At 56.1% G+C, this 24,372-nt stretch carries 21 protein-coding genes; 7 read left to right on the top strand and 14 right to left on the bottom strand.

The features are described 5' to 3' along the window. Positions 1–72: 72 nt before the first annotated feature. The 4 genes from VFU50_15315 to VFU50_15330 form a co-directional block, all read right to left on the bottom strand. The gene (locus tag VFU50_15315; protein HEU5234230.1) at positions 73–2,724 is read right to left on the bottom strand and encodes a glycoside hydrolase family 3 C-terminal domain-containing protein; all 2,652 of its coding nucleotides are present in this window, start codon (positions 2,722–2,724) and stop codon (positions 73–75) included. A 211-nt stretch (positions 2,725–2,935) separates the two neighbouring features. Further along, positions 2,936–4,195 carry a hypothetical protein gene (locus tag VFU50_15320; protein HEU5234231.1) on the bottom strand — a complete coding sequence of 420 codons (1,260 nt, stop codon included), beginning with the start codon at positions 4,193–4,195 and terminating at the stop codon, positions 2,936–2,938. Between the two features lie 170 nt (positions 4,196–4,365). After that, positions 4,366–4,614, bottom strand: a complete 249-nt coding sequence (locus VFU50_15325; GenBank protein HEU5234232.1) for a zf-HC2 domain-containing protein — start codon at positions 4,612–4,614, stop codon at positions 4,366–4,368. Beyond that, entirely contained in the window at positions 4,611–5,246 is a 636-nt protein-coding gene (locus VFU50_15330; GenBank protein ID HEU5234233.1) for a sigma-70 family RNA polymerase sigma factor, read from the bottom strand. Before VFU50_15330 ends, VFU50_15325 begins: the two co-directional genes overlap by 4 nt. Before the next feature lie 83 nt (positions 5,247–5,329). Between VFU50_15330 and VFU50_15335 the strand changes: the two genes are divergently transcribed. The 5 genes from VFU50_15335 (at position 5,330) to VFU50_15355 (ending at position 10,998) form a co-directional block, all read left to right on the top strand. Continuing rightward, positions 5,330–5,692 carry a cupredoxin domain-containing protein gene (locus VFU50_15335; GenBank protein ID HEU5234234.1) on the top strand — a complete coding sequence of 121 codons (363 nt, stop codon included), beginning with the start codon at positions 5,330–5,332 and terminating at the stop codon, positions 5,690–5,692. Positions 5,693–5,828: 136 nt separating this feature from the next. Next, positions 5,829–6,857, top strand: coding sequence for a GAF domain-containing protein (locus VFU50_15340; protein ID HEU5234235.1), 1,029 nt, complete (start codon positions 5,829–5,831; stop codon positions 6,855–6,857). Between the two features lie 47 nt (positions 6,858–6,904). Further along, positions 6,905–9,208 (top strand): transglycosylase SLT domain-containing protein, encoded by a 2,304-nt coding sequence (locus VFU50_15345; protein ID HEU5234236.1) that lies wholly within the window; start codon positions 6,905–6,907, stop codon positions 9,206–9,208. Positions 9,209–9,367: 159 nt separating this feature from the next. Further along, positions 9,368–10,261 (top strand): HAMP domain-containing sensor histidine kinase, encoded by an 894-nt coding sequence (locus VFU50_15350; protein ID HEU5234237.1) that lies wholly within the window; start codon positions 9,368–9,370, stop codon positions 10,259–10,261. Further along, positions 10,258–10,998, top strand: coding sequence for a response regulator transcription factor (locus VFU50_15355; GenBank protein ID HEU5234238.1), 741 nt, complete (start codon positions 10,258–10,260; stop codon positions 10,996–10,998). The genes VFU50_15350 and VFU50_15355 overlap by 4 nt, the downstream gene beginning before the upstream one ends. 180 nt (positions 10,999–11,178) lie before the next feature. Here VFU50_15355 and VFU50_15360 read toward each other — a convergent pair whose 3' ends face one another. After that, complete coding sequence (locus tag VFU50_15360) at positions 11,179–12,594, bottom strand: amidohydrolase family protein (GenBank protein HEU5234239.1); 1,416 nt, start codon at positions 12,592–12,594, stop codon at positions 11,179–11,181. 219 nt (positions 12,595–12,813) lie between these two features. On the opposite strand from VFU50_15360, the gene VFU50_15365 reads away from it, so the two are divergent. Together VFU50_15365 and VFU50_15370 are read left to right on the top strand one after the other, a co-directional pair. Beyond that, a complete protein-coding gene (locus VFU50_15365) occupies positions 12,814–13,101 on the top strand; it encodes a hypothetical protein (protein HEU5234240.1) in 288 nt (95 codons plus the stop codon). Beyond that, positions 13,101–13,427 carry a cell division protein ZapA gene (locus VFU50_15370; GenBank protein ID HEU5234241.1) on the top strand — a complete coding sequence of 109 codons (327 nt, stop codon included), beginning with the start codon at positions 13,101–13,103 and terminating at the stop codon, positions 13,425–13,427. The genes VFU50_15365 and VFU50_15370 overlap by 1 nt, the downstream gene beginning before the upstream one ends. 26 nt (positions 13,428–13,453) lie before the next feature. Here VFU50_15370 and glgX read toward each other — a convergent pair whose 3' ends face one another. The 9 genes from glgX to lon all read right to left on the bottom strand — a co-directional run. Continuing rightward, entirely contained in the window at positions 13,454–15,592 is a 2,139-nt protein-coding gene (glgX, locus tag VFU50_15375; GenBank protein ID HEU5234242.1) for a glycogen debranching protein GlgX, read from the bottom strand. A 139-nt stretch (positions 15,593–15,731) separates the two neighbouring features. After that, positions 15,732–16,463: an RsmE family RNA methyltransferase gene (locus VFU50_15380; GenBank protein ID HEU5234243.1), complete on the bottom strand. Its 732-nt coding sequence runs from the start codon at positions 16,461–16,463 to the stop codon at positions 15,732–15,734. Between the two features lie 7 nt (positions 16,464–16,470). Next, a complete protein-coding gene (gene dnaJ / locus VFU50_15385) occupies positions 16,471–17,583 on the bottom strand; it encodes a molecular chaperone DnaJ (GenBank protein HEU5234244.1) in 1,113 nt (370 codons plus the stop codon). Positions 17,584–17,607: 24 nt separating this feature from the next. Then, positions 17,608–18,204 carry a nucleotide exchange factor GrpE gene (gene grpE / locus VFU50_15390; protein HEU5234245.1) on the bottom strand — a complete coding sequence of 199 codons (597 nt, stop codon included), beginning with the start codon at positions 18,202–18,204 and terminating at the stop codon, positions 17,608–17,610. A gap of 108 nt (positions 18,205–18,312) precedes the next feature. Beyond that, entirely contained in the window at positions 18,313–19,359 is a 1,047-nt protein-coding gene (hrcA, locus tag VFU50_15395) for a heat-inducible transcriptional repressor HrcA (protein HEU5234246.1), read from the bottom strand. Positions 19,360–19,630: 271 nt separating this feature from the next. Continuing rightward, positions 19,631–20,455 (bottom strand): Mrp/NBP35 family ATP-binding protein, encoded by an 825-nt coding sequence (locus VFU50_15400; GenBank protein ID HEU5234247.1) that lies wholly within the window; start codon positions 20,453–20,455, stop codon positions 19,631–19,633. Positions 20,456–20,518: 63 nt separating this feature from the next. Then, a complete protein-coding gene (locus VFU50_15405; GenBank protein HEU5234248.1) occupies positions 20,519–21,034 on the bottom strand; it encodes an acyl-CoA thioesterase in 516 nt (171 codons plus the stop codon). 366 nt (positions 21,035–21,400) lie between these two features. Continuing rightward, positions 21,401–22,000 (bottom strand): ribosome biogenesis GTP-binding protein YihA/YsxC, encoded by a 600-nt coding sequence (yihA, locus tag VFU50_15410; GenBank protein HEU5234249.1) that lies wholly within the window; start codon positions 21,998–22,000, stop codon positions 21,401–21,403. Between the two features lie 178 nt (positions 22,001–22,178). Next, positions 22,179–24,372, bottom strand: a 2,194-nt coding sequence (gene lon / locus VFU50_15415; protein ID HEU5234250.1) for an endopeptidase La, incomplete at its 5' end; no start/stop codon positions are given.

A 24,372-nucleotide genomic window follows, 5' to 3' on the forward strand; every position in this document is an offset into this window, starting at 1 on the left:
GCCGGTCTGCGGTCTGCCCGCAAACGGCTGTGATTCTGAATGCGCCGAGGCTTTCTTGTTCCTCCAGATGCGCTACTCCGGCAGCTTCGCCTCTCCACGAATTGAAAAAGTGCCGTTGACCGTCTTGGCTTCGGTTCCCGGCTGCCCGCCGCCAACCGAAATTTTGTAAGTCCCTGCAGCGATCATTGGCTGGCCCGCTTCGGACACCATGCTCAGATCGCGACCTTTGAGATCAAATGCGACGGTCTTGCTTTCACCAGCGTTCAAGTGCACGCGCTCGAACCCGCGCAGCGCTTTGTGTGGAGCACCCTGCACATTGGGAAAGCTGAGATAGAGCTGGACTACTTCGTCGCCTTGTTTTTCTCCAGTGTTCTTCACTGTGACCTCAGCATGGAGAGGAGCGCCGGCCTTTATAGCGCCTGAGGGCAGCTTCAGGTCGCTGTAATCGAACTGCGTGTAGCTCAGCCCGTATCCGAAGGGGTACAACGGCGCGCCTTCGAAATACCGATACGTTCTGTTCGCCATCGCGTACTCTTCGAAAGGCGGCAGCTGGCTAATGTCTTTATAGAAAGTAACCGGCAGACGACCACTGGGGTTGTTTTTGCCGCTCAGAGTTTCCGCGATTGCGGCGCCGCCTTCTTCGCCTGAGTACCAGGCTTCGAGAATCGCATTCGCGTGCTCATTCGCCCAGTTCACGCCGAGCGCGCTGCCGTTCATCAGCACGACAACCAGAGGTTTGCCCGCAGAGGCTACAGCTTCGAGCAGATCGTGTTCCGGTTTGGGAAGATCGAGGCTGGTGCGATCGCCTCCCTTGAAGCCTTCTTCGCTCACCGGCATCTCTTCGCCTTCAAGTTCGCTGGTGATGCCGACTGCGGCAACCACTACGTCAGCTTCTCTTGCCGCAGTGACCGCTTGGGGAGATGGAGTGCGGTCGTACTTCGACCAGATCAGTTCCATTTGGATGGGACCTGGTTGCGTCCGTCCGTAACGGGCCTTGATTGCGACCTTTTTGCCTTGCTCCAAATGAACATGTCCGACTTTGGATTCGAGGTCGTTTGCAGTCCCCATGAATTCTTGCGCGAGCAGCTTACCGTCGACGCTGACCGACGCAAACGTTCCTTGCGCCCTGACGCCAATGTTGAACTCCCCGGTTTCCGTCGGCGTAAGGATACCGTTCCATTCAACCATTAACGGCTTGCCGGAAGCTTCGGGTGGAACATCCTCTGCTTGCAACTCGACCGTCGATTGCTGACGGCTCGTGATCGGCGTAGGTTTGGCTCCAAACAGTTCGCCTGTAGAGAAATCGACTTTAACTCCAGGCTGTCCGTCGGGAGTAGTCAGCATCGAAGCCGGAACCGGTTCGCCTTCATTGCGCAGGAACTGCGTTCCCGGAACGAAACTGATCTGCGCTTCAGGAAATTCCGCCTTTAATCCTTCCAGCATCGATACCGTGTGGTTGGGAATGCCAGTGTAATTCCCGAGAAGCACCTTCGTCTGATCGGCAAGTGGGCCAATGACGGCGATCTTAATTCCGCTTTTCTTTAAGGGAAGGATGCCATCGTTTTTGAGCAGCACCATCGATTCATTCGCCAGCTTGCGAGCCAGGGCGCGATGTTCAGCGCTGTCGAGTTGGCTCTCGTCAATTTTGGTGTATGGCACCATTTCGGGAGGATCGAACATGCCCAACTTGATCCGCGCGGTGAAGAGGCGGCGGAGGGCAGTATCGATCTCGCCTTGCTTCAAGATGCCTTCCTTGTAGGCGTCGAGATATGGCTTGTAATCGTGATCGTCAGTGACCTTGGCAAGAAAGTCGACGCATTCGTTGTCCATGCCGCGCTGGACCGCGAGGGCGGATGCTTCAGCTTGCGTCTTGGTGAAATGGTGATCCTGGAAGATGTTGATCACCGCGCCGCAATCGGAGACAACGTATCCCTGGAATTTCCATTTACCACGCAATTGATCGTCGAGCAGGAACTGATTCACGCAGGCTGGCTGTCCATTGATGCTGTTGTAGGCACACATTACCGAACCTGCTTTCGCTTCCGTAACCGTGGCGCGAAAGGCCGGCAAGTATGTGTCGAGTTCATCGTGCTTGCTCACGACTACATCGGCAGTGTGGCGTGTCGGTTCAGGTCCACTGTGTACGGCGAAGTGCTTAGGAGTGGAAATCACGCGATAGTACTTTGGATCGTCGCCTTGCATACCGGTAACAAAGGCGACGCCCATGCGCGCGGTGAGGAATGGATCTTCGCCGTAGGTTTCCTGCCCGCGTCCCCAGCGCGGATCACGAAAGATGTTGATGTTCGGCGCCCAGAAGTCCAGCCCTTCAAAGATGTTGCTGTGGCCGGCGCGAACGAACTGCATATGCTTGATGCGTCCCTCGATGCCGATGTCGACTGCCATCTGGTGGATGGTTTTCGTGTCGAAGGTCGCAGCCAGTCCGATTGGCTCCGGAAACTCCGTGGTCCCGTTGGACAGAACGCCATGCAGGCTCTCGCTCCACCAGTCATAGGCGGGAATTCCCAATCGGGGAATAGCACGCGATTGGTTGACGAGTTGAGACACCTTTTCTTCCACTGTCATACGCTTCAGCAAGTCGTTCACGCGCTGCTCGACCGGCAGCGATGGATTCATGAACGGCAGTTTGGATACATTCGCCGGTGGCTGCTCGGTCTGTTGCGCCAGTGTGATGTGGCAGAACAGCACGGCCACAACGAGAAGCAAAGGCAGAATCCGGGTCCAACGTTGCCTGCAATGTGTGTTCATGTTCATGCCTGAAAGAGGGATGACTGCGAAGCGGGAATGTTAATGTCCCAGCCTGGATTCAGCAAGGAGAAAACGATTGTCTAAAACGTTGTAGAGCACGGAACGACAGAGGGAGTGTGCGAGGGGGGATTCTGGGCGTGCGCTGAACCAAGCACATTTGGATCTGCGCTTACTTCCCGGGGCGTGTTCCGGAATCGAAAGAGATCGACGTCTTTACCAAGTTACCGAGTTCCGATTCGCTATCGCTTTCGAGAAGCCAGATCACCCAGTAGTTGCGAATACTGGTAAGCACGAAAAGCATATGGATCTTGCGCCGTAAAGCGGAGCCGACGATTGGCGCTGAAGTTGAGCTGGGAATCTCAAAGAAAAGATGATTTCCGATCTCTGCGGCCCGCATAGTCTTTGCCGAGCGCCCCATGAGTGGGCTGCCAGCGAATGCACGAATCAAGCTGGCGCCGAAAACCTGAAGGCCGGTGCGGTCGAGCGCTGATTCGGGATATTTCTCGCCGGGTGCGTAACAGGCGGGATCGGCGGCGGCGATCACGATGCGAGGACTGAATCCGGACTGTCCATCTGCGGGCTGAACTGCGGAAGCGAGAACGCGAATGCACTGCTCCGAAAAACTCTGTGGTGTGTTCAACGACCCTGAACGGGTGTCGTGTTCGCCCTTGGGATCGCTGGGATCTCCGACTGCAATGCGCCAGGCGTTCGGGAATAAGTAGGAAAATCCCAAGCTGGAATTCACGTACTTTGTGCCAAAGAGCGTGCCGGTGTCGAGTTTGGCAAGATCGAGTTGCGGAGCGTTCGTGAGCCACCAAAGCGCTGCCTCGGGCAGATATGGCTGAGCATCCTTCGCGAGTTCCTGCTTGACGTTCGCCGGATCGAAGAACTTGATTGACTCAATGTTCTGGCGAAGCTCCTCCTTCAACTTGCCGCTGTACGAGTACACCGAAAACTGAATAACAAAGCCGCCGATGCCGGTCGCGTAGCGCATCTGATACAGCTTCGGTTTCGAATCAGTCTTCTCGGTCTCGCTCTTCCAAAACAGGTGCCGGCCAATACTCAATGCCTGTGGACCATCCTGCTTCGGAGCGTCGGGGAAGATTACAGCCTTTTCCGCTGCCATATCAGGATCTTTGAATACCTGTGTAGCAGTGATGCTCCACTCTACGAAGTCTTTTTGTGAAGACGATTGGCTCAGCAGGTAGTGCTGGACCCGCGTGTTGTTTTTCTGGCTGAAGTCGCGGATCTGAAAATTGCCCGATTTGGGCAATTGAATCGTGAACCCAAAGTACGCATTGGTATATTCGTGTGCAGAAAAGTATCCGCTCTCCGGAATGGGAACTTTGGGCTGCGGCGTGGAATCAGCGCGTGCACAGATTCCAACCACGAGCCACAGCAGCGGGAGCAAAGCAAAGATCCTGCGCATCAGAGCACCAGAATGGCTTCGGTGAAGGCCTTCTGAGCTACAGTTTATCGCCCTATCTGGGGTTCTCCCAGTGAGCACTACATCGACAGACGCCGGCGCATGCTTAATTTTGAATTTCGAACTTTTGTCGTAAAGACTAAGACTGGGCCAGGCCTGCCCTGTACGCAATCCTAGGTAGTCTGTTCCCGCTTGCTTTTACATTTGCTGACGATTGCTTGGTGGAGTCGATCTCGGATGGGTTCTGGGAGGGGATAAACTTCGTTGTCTCGGTAGATCTCGATGGTCTTTTGCGTTGTATTGCAGACAACGAAGCAGTTGTGGCACCACTGGAGGTGTTCTTCCAGCTCCGTTTTAAGCTGGACGTCAATGTTGCCGTCCAGGTATTCGTTCAGTTCTTTAAGGAAGTCTTTGCACTTCACTGCGGCTTAGCCCCGTCCCTTTTACCTTTTTGGAAGTAGCGGTTGAGGCGCTCCCGAAGTTGGAGCCTTGCTCTCAAAAGCCGCGATTTCACGGCAGGGACGCTTAAATTTAACATCTCTGCCGTCTCTTCTGTCGATAATCCTTCGATGTCCCGCAATACGAAAACGGTGCGGAAACTTTGGGGTAAACCTTGGATTGTCCTTTGGAGTATGTCCCCCAATTCCGATTGACCGTAAAGCTGTTCCGGGTTTGGACCCCAATCGGCGACCTCGCGGGGCATGCTGCCCTCTTCGGTCTCCACGTCCTCGTCGATCGATACAGTTTTGCTAGTCTTTCGCCTGCGCAGTTTCATCAGGGCTTCATTCACTGCTATGCGCACAAGCCATGTATAGAACTTCGAATTGCCCTGGAATTGATTCAGGTTCTGGTAGGCCTTGATAAAGGCGTCCTGAACAACGTCTTCGGCGTCCTCGCGGTTCTGCGTGATGTGCTGCGCGATACGGAACACATTCCGGTCGTAGCGCTTGATTAATTGCTCAAACGCGCCGACGTCGCCCTGGCGTGCCGCTTCTACCAGCGCCAGTTCTTCGGTCTGTGGCTCCGCAATTTTTGGTGCTTCAAGACTGTTCATACCTGTACGACTCACAAATATTGAGTCTGTTATCTTAAATGCAAGTACGCATTCCCCGTGCATTTAGTTTAATCACTTATTCTTTGCTGCCCGATAAAGCCAGATTTCATCTGTTTGCGCTGATTGGCGCGCTGCTCCTAAGTTCCTGCAACAGCAAGCCTTCCGAGCTGCACTACGAATTTGTGTTTGTGACAATGCGAAAATTCGCCATTGAGCCCGCAATAATTCGAGCAAAACAGGGCGAACACCTCGAGCTTCAAGTTTCGACCAAAGACGTTCAGCACGGGTTTCAAGTGGAGCAGCTTGGGATTAATGAATCCATTCAGCCCGGGACAACGGTGAAAATACCCATCGACACGTCAAAAAAGGGCGAATTCAAAGTCAACTGCAGCATCATCTGCGGACCGGGTCACGACGATATGCAGGCGAAGATTGTGATTGAGTGACGGAACCGAGACGTCTTGTCGGTCAGTACCGTCCGCGGGTAGCGGATGGGTAATGATCAGCCACGCACTCATCTGCTACCGCAGACGGTACTGACCGTAGTTCACCCGATTCACTTATAATCCGGCCAGACGCCACATGGCTGACCTCGAACAACTTCGGAACACGGTAGAGCGCGCGTCCTCCAAGCGCCTCGGCGATCACGTTGAGCACTTGCGGAGGGAGATCGCCGAAGACGTAATCCGCGAGATTGCTCCCTTACTGGCATCTTCCGGCAACGGCGCCGGTCCATCGGCTCAGCGCGAGGCCTCCAGCGAGGTGCTCCGCGCCGCGGTTGCAGGCATCCACGACGCACACTCCCAGGCCGACATCCTCAAAGCGCTGCTTGAAGGAGCAGCCAAATTCGGTGCGCGAGTAGCTTTGTTTGTGGTACGCGGCAACACCTTGGCCGGTTGGCAGGCGCGCGGACTGGCCGACGAGAACATTCGCGGAATCTCGATCGATGCCTCGAAGGGGCTCGCTTCGCGGGCGATTGCGGATCGATCGCGTCATTCGGGATCCATCGCGGAGTTTGATGATGCTTTCGCACAACAGCAGGGAGCCCCTCACGACAACTCCTGCACAATCTTTCCCCTTGTGGTGAAGGAAAAGGTCGCCGCAGTCCTTTACGTCGATTCCGGCAGCAAGGCTTCGAGCGCTGCCGACTATGCGGCTGTCGAGGTTCTCACGCGTTTTGCTTGTGTGTGGCTCGAGCACGAGGCTGGTAAGAGACAGGCTGCTCCTGGGGCCGAGGGAAGCGCTGAAGCTTCAGCGCCAGCCAGCGTTTCGTCAACCCCTGTCAGTCCCGCAGCAACATCTGCGCCCGCCGCCGAACCATCGCTCGGCAACGTCCCTGCAGACGAGCAGGAGATTCATAAAAAGGCGCAGCGCTTCGCCAAGCTTCTGGTCGACGAAATCAAGCTCTACAACCAAGCAAAGGTCGCAGAGGGCAAGCAGAATCGCTCTATTTACAAGCTCTTGCGGGAAGACATTGAAAAGAGCCGGGCTACATACGAGAAGCGTTACAGCGCCACGCCGGCGGCTTCGGGTAAGTATTTCGACTCAGAAGTGATCCGAATCCTTGCTGATAACGACCGTTCTCTCCTTGGAAGCGACTTTCCGGGCTGATCTTGGTCTAATCTATAGGTGAGCTGAATTTAGGACGCCAATCTGCTGTGTTTTTTCGTTTCTTTGTTTCTCTAGGTCTGCTGATCTGCTTCGCGAGCCCTGCCTTGATGCAGGCGCAGTCCACGAGCAAAAAGCCGCACAAGCGCACCACAACGCACAAACGGAAGAAGACTTCCAGCCGCAATAGGGTCACGCCTGCTCATCGGCAGAAGCTCCGCCGAGCGTTTGTAGCGTCCTCCGATCTGCGGCCAATGGCTAAGCAGTTGCTTGAGCAGCCGTCGCCTGCGGCATACGCCGGTGTTGAACGATATGCGGTCAAGCATCGCAGCGACGAGGGCGGGATGCTCGCGCATCTTGTGCTCGGATACGCCCACTTGCAGGCGAAGGAATATCCGCAGGCTCAGAAGGAACTCAAGCTGGCCGCTGCTCGTAACGGTGAACTCTCCGACTACGCCGATTTCTTCCTGGCACAGTGCGCAGCCGGCACAAACGACCAGCAGCAGGTCGCAGCATTGTTGAAGGGATTCGCAGAGAAACATCCTGACTCACTCTTCATCCGCCAGGCCGATCTGATGCGCGCGGATTCGCTGCTCGCCAATAAGCAGAACGACGAAGCCATTCGTCTGCTGGAATCGATGCGCGACAGCAAGCCCGACGTCGAGCTTGCATTAGGACGCGCTTACGCGGCCACGGGGCAAACTGCCAAAGCAGTTTCAATTTGGAACCACCTGTATGCCGAGATGCCGCTCAGCTCCGAAGCCTCTGCCGCGCAGCTCGAGTTGGTAAAGGTGAGCACACAGGGCTTGGTCTCTACGCCGACTCTGGAGCAGCGCCGCACGCGCGCCGAGTTGTTGATGAAGGGCCGACGTTACGACCAGGCGGCCGACGAATATCGCGCGATCCTCGACAGCATTCGCAACGACATGAGCCAGCAAGCGCTGCAGCAGGAGCTGACAGTAAAACTCGGCGGCGCGCTGTATGGCCAGCACAAGATCGACGAAGCCAAGGGCCTGCTCGATTCTGTCTCGGCCAGCAATGAAGATTACGAGGCGCAGCGTCTCTACTATCTGCACGAAATCGCTCGCAGCAAGGACGACGGCGATACCGAGCGCCAGATCATCTCGCAGATGATGCAGAAGTTTCCTGCGAGTCCGTATCTTCAGGACGCGCTGCTCTCGGCCAGCAACATGTACCTATTGCGTCCGGATTACAAGACCGCGATCGAGTTCTACAGCTCCCAGTACAAGCTCTTCCCGAAAGGTAAATATTCGCCGTACTCGCATTGGAAGGCAGCGTGGCTGAACCTGCGCCTCGGCAACAAAGATGAAGCCAAGCGCCTGCTCGACGAGCAGATCGCGATGTACCCCGCAGGCCAGGAGATTCCGGCAACGCTCTACTGGCGCGCGCGATTGGCTGAAGAAGATGGCGACTTCAATCGCGCGGGCGATTACTACACATTTATTCAACGCCGCTTTCCGCATTACTACTACGCTGATTTAGCCGCCGAGCGTCTGCGCTTCCGCTTCGACGAATCGAAGCACGACGTAATGCTCGACAAAATTCCCGAGCAGCCCGACGTCGCGAAGGACGAGTTCGATCCGCCGTCCGACGATCTGCGCGTAGCGCGCGCGCAGTTGCTTACCAACGCCGCACTCTTCGACTTTGCCGTACAGGAGCTGCGGTCCGAATCTGACAAGCTTTATGCCCAGGCAGAGATTGCGCGCGTCTATCTCAAAGCTGACCGTCCCGATCGCGCCCTGCAATCATTGAAACGCGCGGTTCCGGGTTACTTTGCGGGCGAGATCGACGACATGCCACAGTGGGCATGGAACATCCTTTTCCCAAAACCGTATTGGAACGATTTAAAGCGTTACTCAAACGCCAATGGGCTCGATCCGTACCTGGTAGCCAGCCTCATTCGGCAGGAGTCCGAGTTCAATCCGCAGGCGGTCTCGCGTGCTAATGCGTGGGGTTTAATGCAGTTGCTTCCGCCAGTTGGGAAGACTCTTGCAAAAGAAGTTCGCATGCGGCACTTCAATCAGGATCAGCTCACCGATCCTGCAGTGAACCTTCAACTCGGGACGCGCTATTTCAAGCACTTGGTTGACAGCTTTGGCGGCCAGGTGGAATACGCACTCGCCGCTTACAATGCCGGCGCGGACCGCGTAAAGGCTTGGCAGGCTCAAGGCCCATATCGGGATATTCACGAATTTGTCGAGTCAATCCCCTTCAGCGAGACGCGGGAGTACGTGCAGGCGATTATGCGTAACGCGACCGTCTATAGGTTGCTCTATTCCGACGGCGTGCAGACGGCGCGAGCGAAATCGGCTTCAGCTGGCGGATCAGACTAGACCTAACAAACCGGAGTTAATACGAAGGTCACAAAGTTCTCATGAAGTATACGGAAGGTTCTCCGTGACCTTCGTTAACCTTCGTTCCCTCCGTGTTAACTCCCGCCCTGAATAGACGTAAGCTACACTCGATTTAGCAAGCCCTCGCATTCTTAACCTATGCGCATCAGCAGCCGCCGCAAAGCAATTGCGTTCTTCATCACGCTCAGCTCGTGCGTGATTGCCGCAGCGATCACGCTGAACATCAGTTGGATTGTTCTCAACTGGCGCGAGCTGGGGACGCTGATTCTTGGCGTCATCTTTTTCGGAATTGTGATTGCCGGGCTGGTGCTCAACACCATCTTCCTGGTTCGGGAAATCCGGCGTAATGAGCAGCAGGACAGCTTTCTGCATGCTGTCACGCACGAGCTGAAAACGCCACTCACTTCCATTCGTCTATACCTGCAAACACTTCAGAGTCGCGCGGTGGACGAGGCTCAACGGCAGGAGTTCTATCGCGTGATGCTGGCGGACTCTGATCGTCTGCTGGGAACGGTCGAGCAGGTTCTGCAGGCGGCGGAACTAGGGCATCGCAAGAACAAGCTCGAGGAAATCGTCGATATGGAGAAACTCGTGAAGGAATGCCTGGAGGAGGCGAGAACGCACCATCATCTTTCTCCAGAGTCCTTGCGACTCTTGAATGAAACTAGTGAGGGAGCAGCCAAGGTGATTGGAAGTCGCGAAGAGCTTCGGTCGGCCGTGTCCAACGTTCTCGATAACGCGATTAAATACTCGGGAAAGAAAGTTGATATCCAGGTAGAACTCCTGGCAGGCGATAACGTCTTTTTGAAAATTCGTGACAACGGAATCGGTATTCCCCGCGACGAACTTAAACGCGTATTCAAACGCTTCTATCGCGTTGCCGACAGGGAAGTATCGCGCGTGAAGGGCAGCGGCCTCGGACTATTTATCGTTCGCAGCATCGCTAAGAAATATGGTGGCAACGCTTTTGCCGAGAGCGAGGGACCTGGCCGCGGCGCCACCATCACCATTCAGCTTCCACGGGCGATATGAGTCGAGTCCTGATCGTCGAAGACGAAGAGCATCTCGCCCGCGGCCTCAAATTCAACCTTGAGGCCGAAGGCTTGAATGCCGATATGGTCGGCGATGGGGAAGCCGCACTCAGACTGCTGCTGAATTCCGCAAATGGAATCGATGCAGTTGTGCTCGACGTCATGCTGCCGGGCATCAACGGATTCGAAGTCGTCACCCAGCTCCGTAATGCAAAGCAGTATGTTCCGGTGCTCATGCTCACCGCTCGCGGCCGTCCTGAAGATGTGCTGCGCGGATTCGAAGCCGGTGTCGATGATTATCTGCCCAAGCCATTCGAACTCTCGATTCTGGTCGCACGTCTGCGCGGCCTGCTGCGGCGAAAACGATGGGTGACGGGAGAGCAGGAAAGTTCGGCCAGTGCCGCTCCCGATCAGGAGCAGAGTATCTTTGCCTTTAATGGCAAGCGTCTCGATTTCGGCACGCTCGAGCTTCGTTTGAAGAATCAGACCATTCAGCTCACCGTAATGGAAGCCGAGCTGCTAAAGCACCTGATTCGAAATGAAGGCAAGGCGGTTTCTCGCAAGTCGATTCTCGAAGACGTGTGGGATTTGCGCGAAGACACCGACACGCGGGCGATCGACAACTTTATCGTGAGGCTACGCAGGTACATTGAAGACGTGCCTGCGAAACCGAAACATCTGCTTACCGTGCGTGGCGTGGGATACAAGTTTGTTGCGAATCCTGCGAAGTCGCGTTAGTCGGTCTTTTTGTCATTCCGACGTTAGTCGTTTTTATTGTCATTCCGAGCGGATGCTCACGCGCGCCGTTCGCGTGAGCAGGAGAGAGGTCCCTATAAGCTTGGAACAGCTGGAGGAAAACGGCTCGAAGCTGATAGGGATTCCTCACGCCAACACAGGCGTTCGGAATGACATGATCGGCTACTTCAACCCAACATATCCATTCGCATCTTTCACCAGCTTTGCCGGATCGTAGCCCACGCCATCCTTGAAGACGATTTCGACATTCTCTACATCAGAAATCTTCGAAGAAGGATCGCCTTTGAGTACGACGATATCCGCCTGCTTGCCCGGCTCGAGAGTCCCAATATGGTCCAGCTCGCCCAGGTACTTCGCCCCGTTGTAGGTCGCAATGTGAATCGCTTCGAGCGGACTGAATCCTGCTTCGACCAGCAATTCGATCTCGCGTTGATCGCCATACCCCGCTACGACTGCGCCATTGCCGGTTGGATCTAATCCCGCGAGCAAGAATCCGCCTGCTTTCGCGAACGCATACTCGAAGTTCATTTCTTTCTTGAAAAGAGCAGGCCAGACTGACTGGGCTGCATTTTTGTGCATATTGTCGCGAACGGCCAAATATGCTTGGCGGGCTTCGGGCAGCATGGCATCCAGATTTGCCTGGCGGATCGGTGGGCGATCTGGCACGAAGCCCTCAAAGACCGGCAGAGTTGAAGTAAGCGCCACATGATGCGCGATCAGGTCCTTAATCATCGACTGCACCTGCTCGCCGTTGATATCAAGCTTCAGCAACGTATCGCGAATGTCTTTCTGCGACGGGCACTTGTCCGGCTGTTTGCCGGGTGCGAATTCGGAATCGACCACGATTCCATGCTCCAGGTCGTCAATCCCGATTTGGGCAGCCTCGCGAAAGCCAATCGAGCAGAGGTGGCCGGTAATCTTCAAATTGTGCTTGTGCGCCTCTTTGACGGCTGTACTCAACTCGTCGTGGGTAATGTTCATGTAAGCCTTGAAGTTTTCGACGCCTTCGGCGATCCAGTAATCGACCGTGCGGCGCGCATCTTCGGCATCGGCAAGTTCGTGCATCTGCGGGGTGTATGCGCCTTGACCTTCCAGGTATGGTCCGGTCACGTGCATTTTTGGCCCGGGCATCTTGCCTGAGTCGATATCCTTCTTCAGTTCCAAATCGGTATAAGGCTCGACGGATCCAGTGGTGCGGATCGTGGTTACGCCGGCTGCGAGATACAGCCGAGGAAAGCTCCACGCGTGTTCTGGATACATGGCGATGTTGCGTCCCGGCGCAGGGTAGTACAGGTGATCGTGCATGCCCACGATCCCGGGCATGACGCTATCGCCGGTCAGGTCCAATACCTGAGCTCCTGAAGGCGTTTGCGAGCCGGCGGCAGCGATGCTCTGGATCTTTCCATCGCTGATTACTATCGTCTGGTCCGCTTTCGCCGGAGCTCCGGTTCCATCGATCACCCGCACATGGTTCAGCACGATGGTTGGTTGATCGAATTTCACGTAGGCCTTCGCGTCGTTGGCCGGTGTCTGCGCGACTGAGGCGGAGGCAAGGAGTAACAGGACGATTCTTCGCATGAGCAGATTCCTTGTACTTTGCAAGCGAAACAGAATACATGAGCCTCAATCCGCATAGCTCACCAGGAGGCGTTCATTCCGCTTAAACTAAATAAGCGATCTCTAAAAAAAGAGAATTTCTGCCTCGTTATCAACAGGATTCACAGGCATGTTCATGTAATGGTGTGGGATATACTTCGAGCTGCGCCATCAAAAAATTCTTCGTGAGGTTCCGCATTTATGTCTGCAAGGGCGCTCCCCGAGCTTGAGCTTTCCGCTTCCACCGACGAATTCCATGCACTTGAAGAAAAGGTTTATAAAACCATTGAACTGCTGAAGGCAGCGCGAGAGGCGAAAAATATCGCCGAGCGCGATGTGAGCCGCCTGCGCGAGCAACTGGAAGAGCGCGAGGAAGAGGTGGACACGATGCGCCAGCAGATCGTCACCCTGCGCCGTGAGCGCGAAGAGGTCCGCGGCCGCGTGGAAAAAATGCTGAAGCAGATCGACGCCCTCGCGGAGGCTTCGTAATGGCGCAACCCAAACCCGCCCAGACGCCGGCCGCGGCCGGAAGCATCCGCGTCGATATCTATGATCAGTCCTACAATCTGCGCGGTACCGATGCCGACTACATCCAGAAACTGGCCGATTACGTCGATCTGAAAATGCGAGCCGTGGCGGAAAAGACGTCGACTGCTGACTCGTTGCGCGTAGCCGTTCTCGCGGCCCTCAACATCGCCGACGAGTACCACCTGCTGAAGAAGAAGTACGACCGGTTTGCCAGCGTCTATGAGGAGCGCGCGAACTCTCTCTCCGGCATGCTAGACGAGGTATTAGAAGAACGGCGAATTGGCTAAGCCTCTAGCTTCGATGCGCGAGCAGCCTACGATGATTTTGGTGTGCCGGACTGATTGGCGTTGAGCCTGAAGACAACAATTGATCTCGCAGTCACCTCGTAGGTGTCGCCTGTGCTGAAGCTGCCGTTTTCCTTTCCGGGAATGTTCGTGTCGATGAGCAGCGACCATTCTCGTCCGCCGGTACACTCGGGCAGAGTGAACTGCACGACGTCATGATGGGCATTGAACACCAATAGCAGCGTAGTCTCTTGACCGCGTTTGCGGATTCCTGTCGTCTGAGCGCGTCCGTCGATGAGCATGCCGAAGCAGCGCATTCCGGTGTCGGCCCAATTCGACTTCTGCATCTCGCTGCCATTGGCGTTGATCCAGGTGACGTCTTTTATCTCGAGTTCCTGGTTGTACTCGCCTGTGAGGAATCTGGTTCGGCGCAGAATCGGATACTTATGGCGCAGCCCGGTCAACTTCTGCACGAATTGGGTTAGTGCCTTGCCGCGATCGTCGATGTTCCAGTTGAGCCAACTGATCTCGTTATCCTGGCAGTAGGCGTTGTTGTTGCCTTGCTGCGTGCGGCCGAACTCGTCACCGGCAACCATCATCGGCGTGCCTTGCGAGAGCAGCAGCGTCGCGAGCAGGTTGCGCATTTGCCGCTCACGAAGAGCGGTAATTCCAACATCATCGGTCGGACCTTCAGCTCCGCAGTTCCAGGAACGATTGTCGCTGGTTCCGTCCTGATTGTTTTCTTTGTTTGGGTCGTTGTGTTTGTCGTTATAGCTGACGAGGTCGTTCAGAGTGAAGCCGTCGTGGGCGGTAATGAAGTTGATCGAGGCCCATGGACGACGTCCCTGATGATTGAATAGATCCGCCGAGGCACTCAGTCGAGGCGTGAGTTCGGCAGCCGGCGCTTCGCCGCGCCAGTAGTCGCGGACGGTGTTGCGGAATTTGTCGTTCCACTCCGACCATCCTGGAGGGAATCCGCCCACCTGATATCCGCCCGGGCCGCAGTCCCACGGTTCGGCGATCAGCTTCACCGTTGCCAGCACCGGGTCCTGGCTGCAGGCCTTCAGGAATCCGCTCTGGTTATCGAAGCCGTTTGGCTCGCGCGCGAGAATCGTTCCCAAATCGAAACGGAAGCCATCGATGTGCATCTCCTCGACCCAATAACGGAGCGAGTCTGTCACCATCTGGAGCACGCGTGGGTGGCTGAGGTTAAGGGTGTTGCCGGTGCCGGTATCGTTGATGTAGTAGCGCTTCTGATCCGGAGTCAGGCGGTAGTAGCTGGCATTGTCGAGGCCTTTGAACGACAGCGTTGGGCCGCGCTCGTTGCCTTCGGCAGTGTGGTTGTAAACAACATCAAGTATTACTTCAAGGCCGGCATCGTGGAAGCGCGCGACCATCTCTTTAAATTCCCGCAAGCTGTTGGCGACATCAGCTGCATACCGCGGATCGGGTGCGAAGAATCCGATGCTGTTGTAGCCCCAATAATTCGTGAGGCCTTTATCAAGAAGAAGACTGTCGTTCACGAAGGTATGAATCGGCAGTAGCTCAACCGATGTAACGCCGAGTGAGCGGATATAGTCGACCACCTGCTTCGCGCCGAATCCCGCATATTTGCCGCGAAGCCGCTCATCCACTGCTGGATTGAGCTGCGTGAATCCTTTTACGTGAGCTTCGTAGATGACCGTGTGTTCCCAGGGAATCGCCTGACGCCCAGGCTCCCCCTTCCAGTCGAAATCCGGATCGACGACTACCGATTTGGGAACAAAGGGAGCGCTGTCACGCTCATCGAAGGTCAGGTCGTCTCCTGACTCCATCTGATAGCCGAACACTGCCGGATTCCACTGCAGCTCGCCGGCATGAGCGCGCGCGTACGGGTCGAGCAGCAGCTTGTTGGGATTGAAGCGATGTCCGGCGTCGGGTTCGTAAGGACCGTGCACGCGGTAGCCGTAGAAAGTTCCCGGATGAACGTCGGGCAGATAACCGTGAAATATCTGGTCGGTGTATTCGGGCAATTCGACGCGCGCGGTCTCTTTGCCATGCTGGTCAAAGAGACACACCTCAGCTTTGCTGGCATTCGCCGAGAAGACCGCAAAATTCGTTCCCTTGCCGTCCCACGTCGCACCTCGCGGGTGAGGTAGTCCTTCCTTGATTCGTCCAACGTCAGCCATTCGTCATCCTGGGCTCAACAAACCCGAAGGTATGATGCTGAAACGGGACACCCAGATTTCGACGTTTCTGAAATGCAGGTTTTTGCGGAGCAGCGAAGGCAAGCGCTCTTGGGAAGCCGTTCTTATGTGCAAGAGCTGTTCAGGTCTCGCTCACGGATGGCCGGAGGGCTCCTTGCGTAATGGCGAGAGCTGCAGTGGCAGCCGTCTCCGCGCGCAGGATCGTGCTTCCCAGTGAAGCAGGCGACCAGTCATTGCTCTGAAATAAGTCCAGTTCCGAACTAGTCCAGCCCCCTTCGGGACCTACCGCCAAGGAGAACTCGTGGGAATTGTTGACCAGGGAGAGCAGGGTTTGTCCCCGCTCCGCCACGGATAAGACAATTCGCCGGCCAGGAGGAGCCTCTATCAATTTGCTCAGCTTCTCTGGATTGCAAATTTCAGGAGGGCGGTCGCGGCGGGATTGCTGGGAGGCTTCGTGTGCGATACGTTGCCAGCGCTCGACTCGTTTTTTCGCTGCGCTCGCGAGGTGCGCGTCTGTTCGGGCAGCGATTACTGGAACAATCTCTGTGACTCCCAATTCGGTGCATTTCTCTACCGCCCATTCGAAACGATCGAATTTGAAAATGGCCAGGTAGAGATGGACTATCAGCGTGTTTTTATCCAGCTCGGATATCTGGGCCGGATTGAGGGAGAACACCACCCGCTCGGGTTGGATCTCGACGATCTCGCCTAACCGGACTCCGTCTCCAGTGGCGACCTCAAACTGCTGTCCGATGCGAGCACGTAGAACGCGGCTCAGGTGCTCGGCATTGCGGCCGGTGAGAACGGCTTCATCGCCGGAGACTTCGTCGGCAATCCAGCGGCGTCGGGTCATTGCCGGATTAGGACTGGATGCGAGCCTTCATGCGCTCGAAAAAGTTCTTCTTATCGTGCTTGTCGTCGACTTCAATGATCGACGCAAGTTCTTCGAGCAGTTCGCGCTGGCGTTGAGAGAGCTTCTTCGGAATCTGCACTTCGACATGGACGATGAGATCGCCGCGTCCACGTCCACGTAGAACGGGAACGCCTTTGTTCCGAATGGGGATTTGCTGGCCGCTCTGCGTGCCTGCGGGAATCTTTAGCTTGTACTCGCCTTCAAAGGTCGGGACTGAGACTTCGGTTCCCAGGGCAGCCTCTGGCATAGAAATCGAAACCATGCAGTGCAGGTTATTGCCATCGCGTGCGTAGAAAGAATCTTCCTCGATGTTGAGGACAACGTAGAGATCGCCTGCAGGCCCGCCGAATGCACCGGCTTCGCCTTCGCCTTGATAGCGAATCCGAGTGCCGTCTTCGACACCAGCCGGAACCTCGACCTTCATCGTGTGCTGGCGGATCACGCGTCCTTCGCCGCGGCAGGTCTTGCAGGGATCGGTAATGATCTGGCCTGTGCCGCCGCAGGTGCCGCAGGTGCGGGCGACGCTGAAGAAGCCCTGCTGGTAGCGAAGTTGTCCGCGTCCGCCGCACGCGCTGCACGTTGTCGGCTGCTTACCTTGCGCGCCCCCCGTTCCGTGGCACGCCTCGCAGGTTTCCGACTTGCGCACGGGAATTTCTGTGGTCTTGCCGAAGATTGCGTCTTTCAGTTCGATGGTGATGTCGGCGCGCAGATCCGCTCCGCGTTGCGCGCGGCTGCGACGACGTCCGCCGCCAAAGGCGTCTCCGAATCCGAAGATGTCGCCGAAAATCTCACTGAGGTCCTGGAACGCGGAGGCATCGAAGCCGCCGAATCCAGCGCCGCCCATGCCGGCGTGGCCAAAGCGGTCGTACTGCGCGCGCTTGTTCTCATCTGAAAGGACGCTATACGCCTCGCTGGCTTCCTTGAATTTTTCTTCGGCCGCCTGATCGCCTGGATTGCGATCCGGGTGATACTGCATGGCGAGTTTGCGGTATGCGCTCTTGAGCTCCTGATCCGTACACGTCCGGCTTACACCAAGGACCTCGTAATAATCGCGCTTCACGTTGGTAGGCAGTGCGATTCTCCGTTAGTTCTTTTTTGTTGGATTCGTGGCTACGCGAACCATCGCCGGACGCAGCAGCCGCTCTTTGAGCTTGTAGCCACGCTGCAGCTCTTCGATGACTTCATGGTCGGCATGATCGCTGGATTCCACCATCTCGATGGCTTCGTGTACGCGCGGATCGAACTGCTGTCCCTGCGCGGGAACGGCCTGCACGCCGAGGCGCGCGAGAGCGTCTTCCATCTGCTTGCGGATCAGTTCGATGCCGGAGCGAAGAGCCGCGTCGGCAGCCTCGGACTTTTGACTGCGAAGCGCAAGATTGAAATTGTCGAGCACGGGAAGGAAAGTCTTCACCGCGTCTGCCGTGGCGTACTCTCGGTATTCACCTTGCTCGCGCAGATAGCGCTTGCGTGCGTTCTCGAACTCAGCCTGAAGTCGCGCAAGGCGATCGAGGAGCGCATCGCGCTCGTTGGTTACGCGCTCGTACTCCTGCTGCGAGACTCCGCCCTTCGACTCCTGCGCAAGTTCCTGCGCGTCGGCTGGAGGCAGCGATTCGTGAGTTCCGTTCTGCTGCTCGTTTTCCGCCGTTTGTACCGCTTGATCTTGAGCGTTCTTGATTGGCATAAGGACTTCTATCTTTTTGATTCGGTTATTCACCCATTCGCTACCGCGAACGGTACTGATTGTTACTCACCCGTTCGCTACAGCGAACGGTACTGACTCTGCATTCCTCTACTGATTCTCGTTTAGAACCTTATCGAAAAGCTGTGCGATGTACGAGACCGCCGTAATCGTATGCTCGTAATCCATGCGAGTAGGACCAATTACTGCCAGAGATCCGACTACCTGTTCGCCAACGCGTGCCGGCGCGCCAATCAGCACCAGATTGCGCATCTCAGGCAGCCGCTCTTCGAGTCCAATCACCACGCGGACAGCTTCCTGCTTGGTGTCCACGTAGCTGGACAGAAGTTCGATAATCCTCTGCTTCTCTTCGAGTACGCGCAGCATCTCGCGCAGACGTTCACGGTCTTCCTCGCTCACGATGAGGTTCGAAACGCCTTCTACATAGACCGTATTCTGCTCATCCTGCGGATGCAGCGCGCCGCCGCGGTAAAGCTGCTCGATGGAACTCATCAGGCGGTCATACTCACTGCGCTCTTGCTCTAAACGCCGCGCCAGCTCGGTGCGGATTGACTCAATCGTCCATCCCTGGAAGTTGGCATTGATGTAATTAGCTGCGCTCTCAAGTTCGGCTTGAGGAATGTCACGATCCATACGCAGCACCCGGTCCCGCACGACGCCAGACTTGGTCACTACGACTGCCAAAACTTTCCCTGAAGCGAGCCGCGAGAAATACACGTGCTCCAGCTCATTCTTCTCGGCGGAACGGGACGAGATGGCCACACCCACGCCGCGCGAAATCAACGACAGCACATGCGACGTGCGCTCGAGAAACTCCTGCGGATCGCCGATTCCCGTGAACGAGTTGGTGATCAGATCCTGATCGGCTTGAGAAATTTGCGCTTTACCTGTGAGCTGCTCTACGTAATAGCGATATCCCTGCGGCGAGGGAACTCGTCCTGCGGACGTGTGCGGCTGCTCCAGAAGACCGGCATCCGCCAAATCGGCCATCACGTTGCGAATCGTAGCCGGGCTAAGGCGGTCCTTGTTACCTCGGGCGAGAGTCCGCGACCCCACCGGCTCCCCGGTGGCGATATAGGTTTCGACGATGGCGGTCAGGATCTCCCGTTCCCGGGAGCCTATATTGCTGATGGGCATACTGCTAAGTAGTTGATTCTGCGAGAGTATTTGCGCGATGCAGAGACACTACTATTGATTAGATGATAGGAATCTGAGGACGATGCTGTCAAGGTAGCACTCTGGGTTCCGGAGTGCTAAAGGGCAAGCTTGAACACGAAGGACACGGAGGAAACGGAGGTTCGATTTGGTGGCTCCCCGTTCGAGCTCAATGCCGAGTTACTCACGAACGCTACGCGCAGAAAATCGACCACCTCTGTGTCCTCCGTGCCCTCCGTGTTCAAAGCGCTGTTTACTGTATCTCGATGACGCTCTCGGTCTTGTGTTCCGATGCAGTCTGCGCGATCTCGCGAGCGAAGTGGAAGAAGGCTTTTGCGTGGGGAGAATCTTCTCCGCCTAACACTGCCGGGAGGCCTGTGTCGCCGCCTTTACGGACGTCGGGATCGAGTTCTACGGCACCGAGGTAGGGAACTCCGAACTGCTTAGCTGTCCGCTCGACGCCGCCTTTCGAGAAGATGTCGATCTCGTGTTGGCAATACGGACAATGGAAGTGGCTCATATTTTCGACCACTCCGAATACATCGACTTTAACGCCACGAAACATCTCGATGGCTTTGCGCGCATCCTGAAGGGAAACATCGGAGGGAGTCGAGACGACGATTGCGCCGGTCAGGGGCACGGTCTGAAAAAGTGAGATCACAACATCGCCGGTTCCTGGTGGCAGATCGACGATCAGAAAATCCAGCTCACCCCACTCCACCTGCTGAAGGAACTGCTTGATGATTGAGTGCAGCATCGGTCCACGCCAAACCAGAGGTTTATCCCCGGGATTTATGAAGCCGACGGAAATGACTTTAATGCCGTAATTCGAAAGAGGCAGGATTCGATTTTGTCCGATGACTTCCGGCTGACGATTGATTCCCATCATCAAGGGCACGTTGGGCCCATAGACGTCCGCATCCAGCAGACCCACTTTGTAGCCCAGTTTGCCGAGAGCTACTGAAAGATTTACTGCGATGGTGGTTTTGCCCACGCCACCCTTACCCGAACCTACGGCGATTACGTTTTGAACTCCCGGAAGCGGCATCGGCCCTTGCTGGGGAGGCCCGCCATGCATGTGTCCCACAAATTTCTCCTAACAGGCGATTATACGCAGAGGAATTGAGCAACTCGGAAGCTGCTACCCGCGTGCAAGCTGATTTGCCCGCTTGCGCTCCTGCTCCTGCTTGCGCAATTCGCGGCGGCGCCCGGCATCTTCGAAACGCTGCTTTTCTTCTTCTGTTTCTGGAATCACGGGTGGAACGGGCACGCGCCGTCCGCGACTATCGATAGCCACAAATGTCAGGTAAGCAGAGGCGATGTGCCGCCGCGTACCGGCGATGTAGTTCTCCACCCAGCACTTCACGCCAACTTCCATCGAGGTATGGAAGGCGCGATTTACCGATGAACGTAGAATCAACAGATCACCCACATGCACGGGAGCGAGAAAGTCGATGTGGTCCATCGAGGCCGTCACAACATAGCTTCGGCTATGTCTGTGCGCGGCCATGGCGCCGGCGATGTCGATGAAGTGCATCAGCCGTCCGCCCAGCAAGTTGTTGAGGGGATTCGCGTCGTTAGGAAGAACCACTTCGGCCATCTCGGAAACGGATTCCGAAACGGGCCGCGGCTGCATGTGTCCGTCAATACTTTCCATATGTAAGTAGATTGGCAGGTGCGAACGGATGATTCAAGTTCATGGACGTGGAGACTGAGCGTGCCTATATACGTGCTCAAAGCGAAAAAACGAGAGGCCCAAAGGGGCGAAAGAAGCGCAGCCCAGCGGCGTGAGCCCTGGGATAGCGAGCGGCAATACATGAGCCCTGAAAGGGCGGCACGAATTTTCGTGGATCACGAAACGCGATTGATCATCCGGAGCGCGCGGCCAAGGCCATTTGTGGCTAATCGAGTCTTAGATGTCGCCCTTTCAGGCTCAGATTTGTTGCGTTGCCGGAACCCAGGGCTGACGCCGCTGGGCTGCGCTTCTTTCGGCCCTTCCGGGCCTGGCTGGCCGGGTCAGGAATTAAACGGATTCGCCTGCAGCAGTGAGAATTTCCTGCCACAACTCTGGCATTCCCTTTTTGGTCTTCGCCGAAACTGGCACGATTCGTTCCACTTCATGCTCGCGTCTGAGTTGCGCGAGAGATTTGTTGAGCTGATTTGCCGACAATCGATCAGACTTCGTTGCAACAAGCAAGAGTTCGCGATCATGCTGCTGGAGCCATTCGGTCAATTGCCGATCGCTCTTCTGTGGAGGAACATTTGCATCGACGAGGCACACGCATAATCGCAGCGGCTCACGTTCCGCGAGATACGGCTCGATGAACTTCGGCCATTCAGAGCTGATCTCGCGCGAGATCTTGGCGTATCCATAGCCTGGAAGGTCGGCTAGGATCAGGTCTGGTTCGACGGTTTGCGGCTTTTGCCGGATCTCGATGAAGTTGATGGTCTGCGTGCGTCCCGGAGTGGAACTCACATGCGCGATCTTTTGCCCGAGCAGCGCGTTAATCAAGCTGGATTTGCCGACGTTCGAGCGACCCAGGAATGCAATCTCTGGTGCGCTCGGAGCAGGGAAGTGCTCGGGGGCTGTCGCAGATTTCAGAAAGCGCGCATCGAGCTTCATCAACTCCTATTTCACCACGGAGCCACGGAGTACACGAAGGGAAGAAATAGAGTCAGTGCCGTCTTTCCGTAGCGGAGAGGTACGCGTTGAAACACCCGCGGTTTCGATGAGAGCACAAGCAAAAGCCCGCTTATCGCGGGCTTTGCTAAATTCTGATTCCCGAGTGCTGAATGCTGCTTTACTGATGCTGCACGGGCAACTGCGAAGGTTGCGTCGGCGTCACAGCCGGCATTCCCTGCGTCTCAGCCGACTCGATGTACTCGGGCAGAGGACCTTCGAGCGCGATAGCCAACACGTCGTCCATCGTATCTGCAAAGTGCAGCTTCATGGCATTGCGCAGATTTTCCGGGACTTCCGACAGATCCTTCTCGTTGTCCTTCGGCAAGATAGCTTCAAAGATGCCCGCACGATGCGCTGCGAGCAGCTTCTCTTTGAGTCCGCCGATCGGCAGAACCTTGCCACGCAGCGTAATTTCGCCGGTCATTGCGATATCGCGTCGCACTGGGATCTTGCTCAATGCACTTGCGATTGCGGTCGCCATGGTGATGCCTGCCGAGGGCCCGTCTTTCGGAATCGCCCCTTCTGGCACGTGGATATGAATGTCAATGTTGCGATAAAAGTCGCGAGGTAAACCGAGGCGGTTGGCGCGAGAGCGGATGTATGACATTGCCGCTTGGGCCGATTCCTGCATCACGTCACCCAGTTTGCCGGTGAGCGTGAGTTTGCCTTTGCCGTCCACGATCGTGACTTCGGTCGAGAGGATCGAGCCTCCAACTTCGGTCCAGGCGAGGCCAGTAACGAGACCGACTTCGCTCTTCTCGTGCGCAAGCATGTCGCGGAACTTCGCGACGCCGAGGAACTCGGATACGTTTTCCGCACTGACAGTTGTTGAGTATTCCAAGCCCTGCTTTACGACCTTGCGCGCAACCTTGCGACCGATATTGCCGATTTCGCGTTCGAGATTGCGAACGCCGGCTTCGCGCGTGTAAGAGCGAATGATTTCGGTGATCGCGTCGTCGGTGAAGACGATGTTTGATTCCGACAAGCCGGTCGCCTGGCGCTGCTTGCGAACCAGGTACTGCTTGGCAATTTCGATCTTCTCGAGCTCGGTGTAGCCGTGGAGGCGGAGCACTTCCATGCGGTCCTGCAGCGGAGCCGGGATCGTGTGCAGCACGTTGGCTGTGGCTACGAAGAGCACCTGCGAAAGGTCGTATTCGACGTCGAGGTAGTGATCCTGGAACATGAAATTCTGTTCCGGATCGAGAACCTCGAGCAGCGCGGCTGACGGATCGCCGCGGAAGTCGGCCGCCATTTTGTCGACTTCATCGAGCATGATGACTGGGTTCTTCGTGCCCGCCTTCTTCATCGACTGGATGATCTGTCCTGGCAGAGCGCCGATATAAGTGCGGCGATGTCCGCGAATCTCAGCTTCATCGCGCACGCCGCCGAGCGAGAGGCGCACGAACTTGCGGCCAGTCGCCTTGGCGATCGACATTCCCAGCGAGGTCTTGCCTACGCCCGGAGGTCCAACGAAGCAAAGAATCGAGCCCTTGGGATTCTTTACCAGCTGGCGGACAGCGAGGAACTCAAGGATGCGCTCCTTGATCTTCTCCAGCCCATAATGATCTTCGTTGAGAATCTTCTCAGCAGATTCGATGTTGCGAATCTCTTTCGACTTCTTACGCCAGGGAACTGCGAGCAGCCAGTCAAGATAATTGCGCGAGACGGTCGATTCGGCCGACATCGGCGGCATGGCTTCGAGCTTCTTCAGCTCTTGCAGCGCCTTCTCATGCACTTCCTTCGGCATTCCGGCGGTATCGACTTTCTTTTTGAGCTCGTCCCACTCGCTTTTCTCGCCGCGACCGAGTTCCTTCTGGATGGCTTTGATCTTCTCGTTGAGGTAGTACTCTTTCTGCGCGCGCTCCATCTGCCGCTTTACGCGGGTCTGGATGGTGCGATCCATGTTCAGCTTCTCGATTTCGATTTCGAGAACATCGGCAACGCGATTCAGGCGCTCAGCCGGATCGAAGATCTCAAGTAGCTCCTGTTTCTCTTCGATCGAGAGCTGCATGTTGGCAGCGATCACATCGGTCAGCTTGGAGGGATCCTCCATCCTGACCGCCGCAATCATGGTTTCGTAATTCAGTGATTGGCAGAGCTTTACGTACTGCTCGAACAGCGACGTGACGCGCTGCATCGCCTGCTCAATCACAGGCGTAGCTTCGACCGTGAACTTGGCGACGCGAACGCTCGCGTGGAAGAAACCGTCGGTGTCGACGATCTGAAGAACCTTCCCGCGCTCAACGCCCTCGACCAGGACTTTGATATTGCCGTCGGGCAGCTTGAGGCTTTGTACGATGTTGACGATCGTG

This window comes from Terriglobales bacterium (assembly GCA_035764005.1).
GTDB lineage: Bacteria > Acidobacteriota > Terriglobia > Terriglobales > Acidobacteriaceae > Gp1-AA112.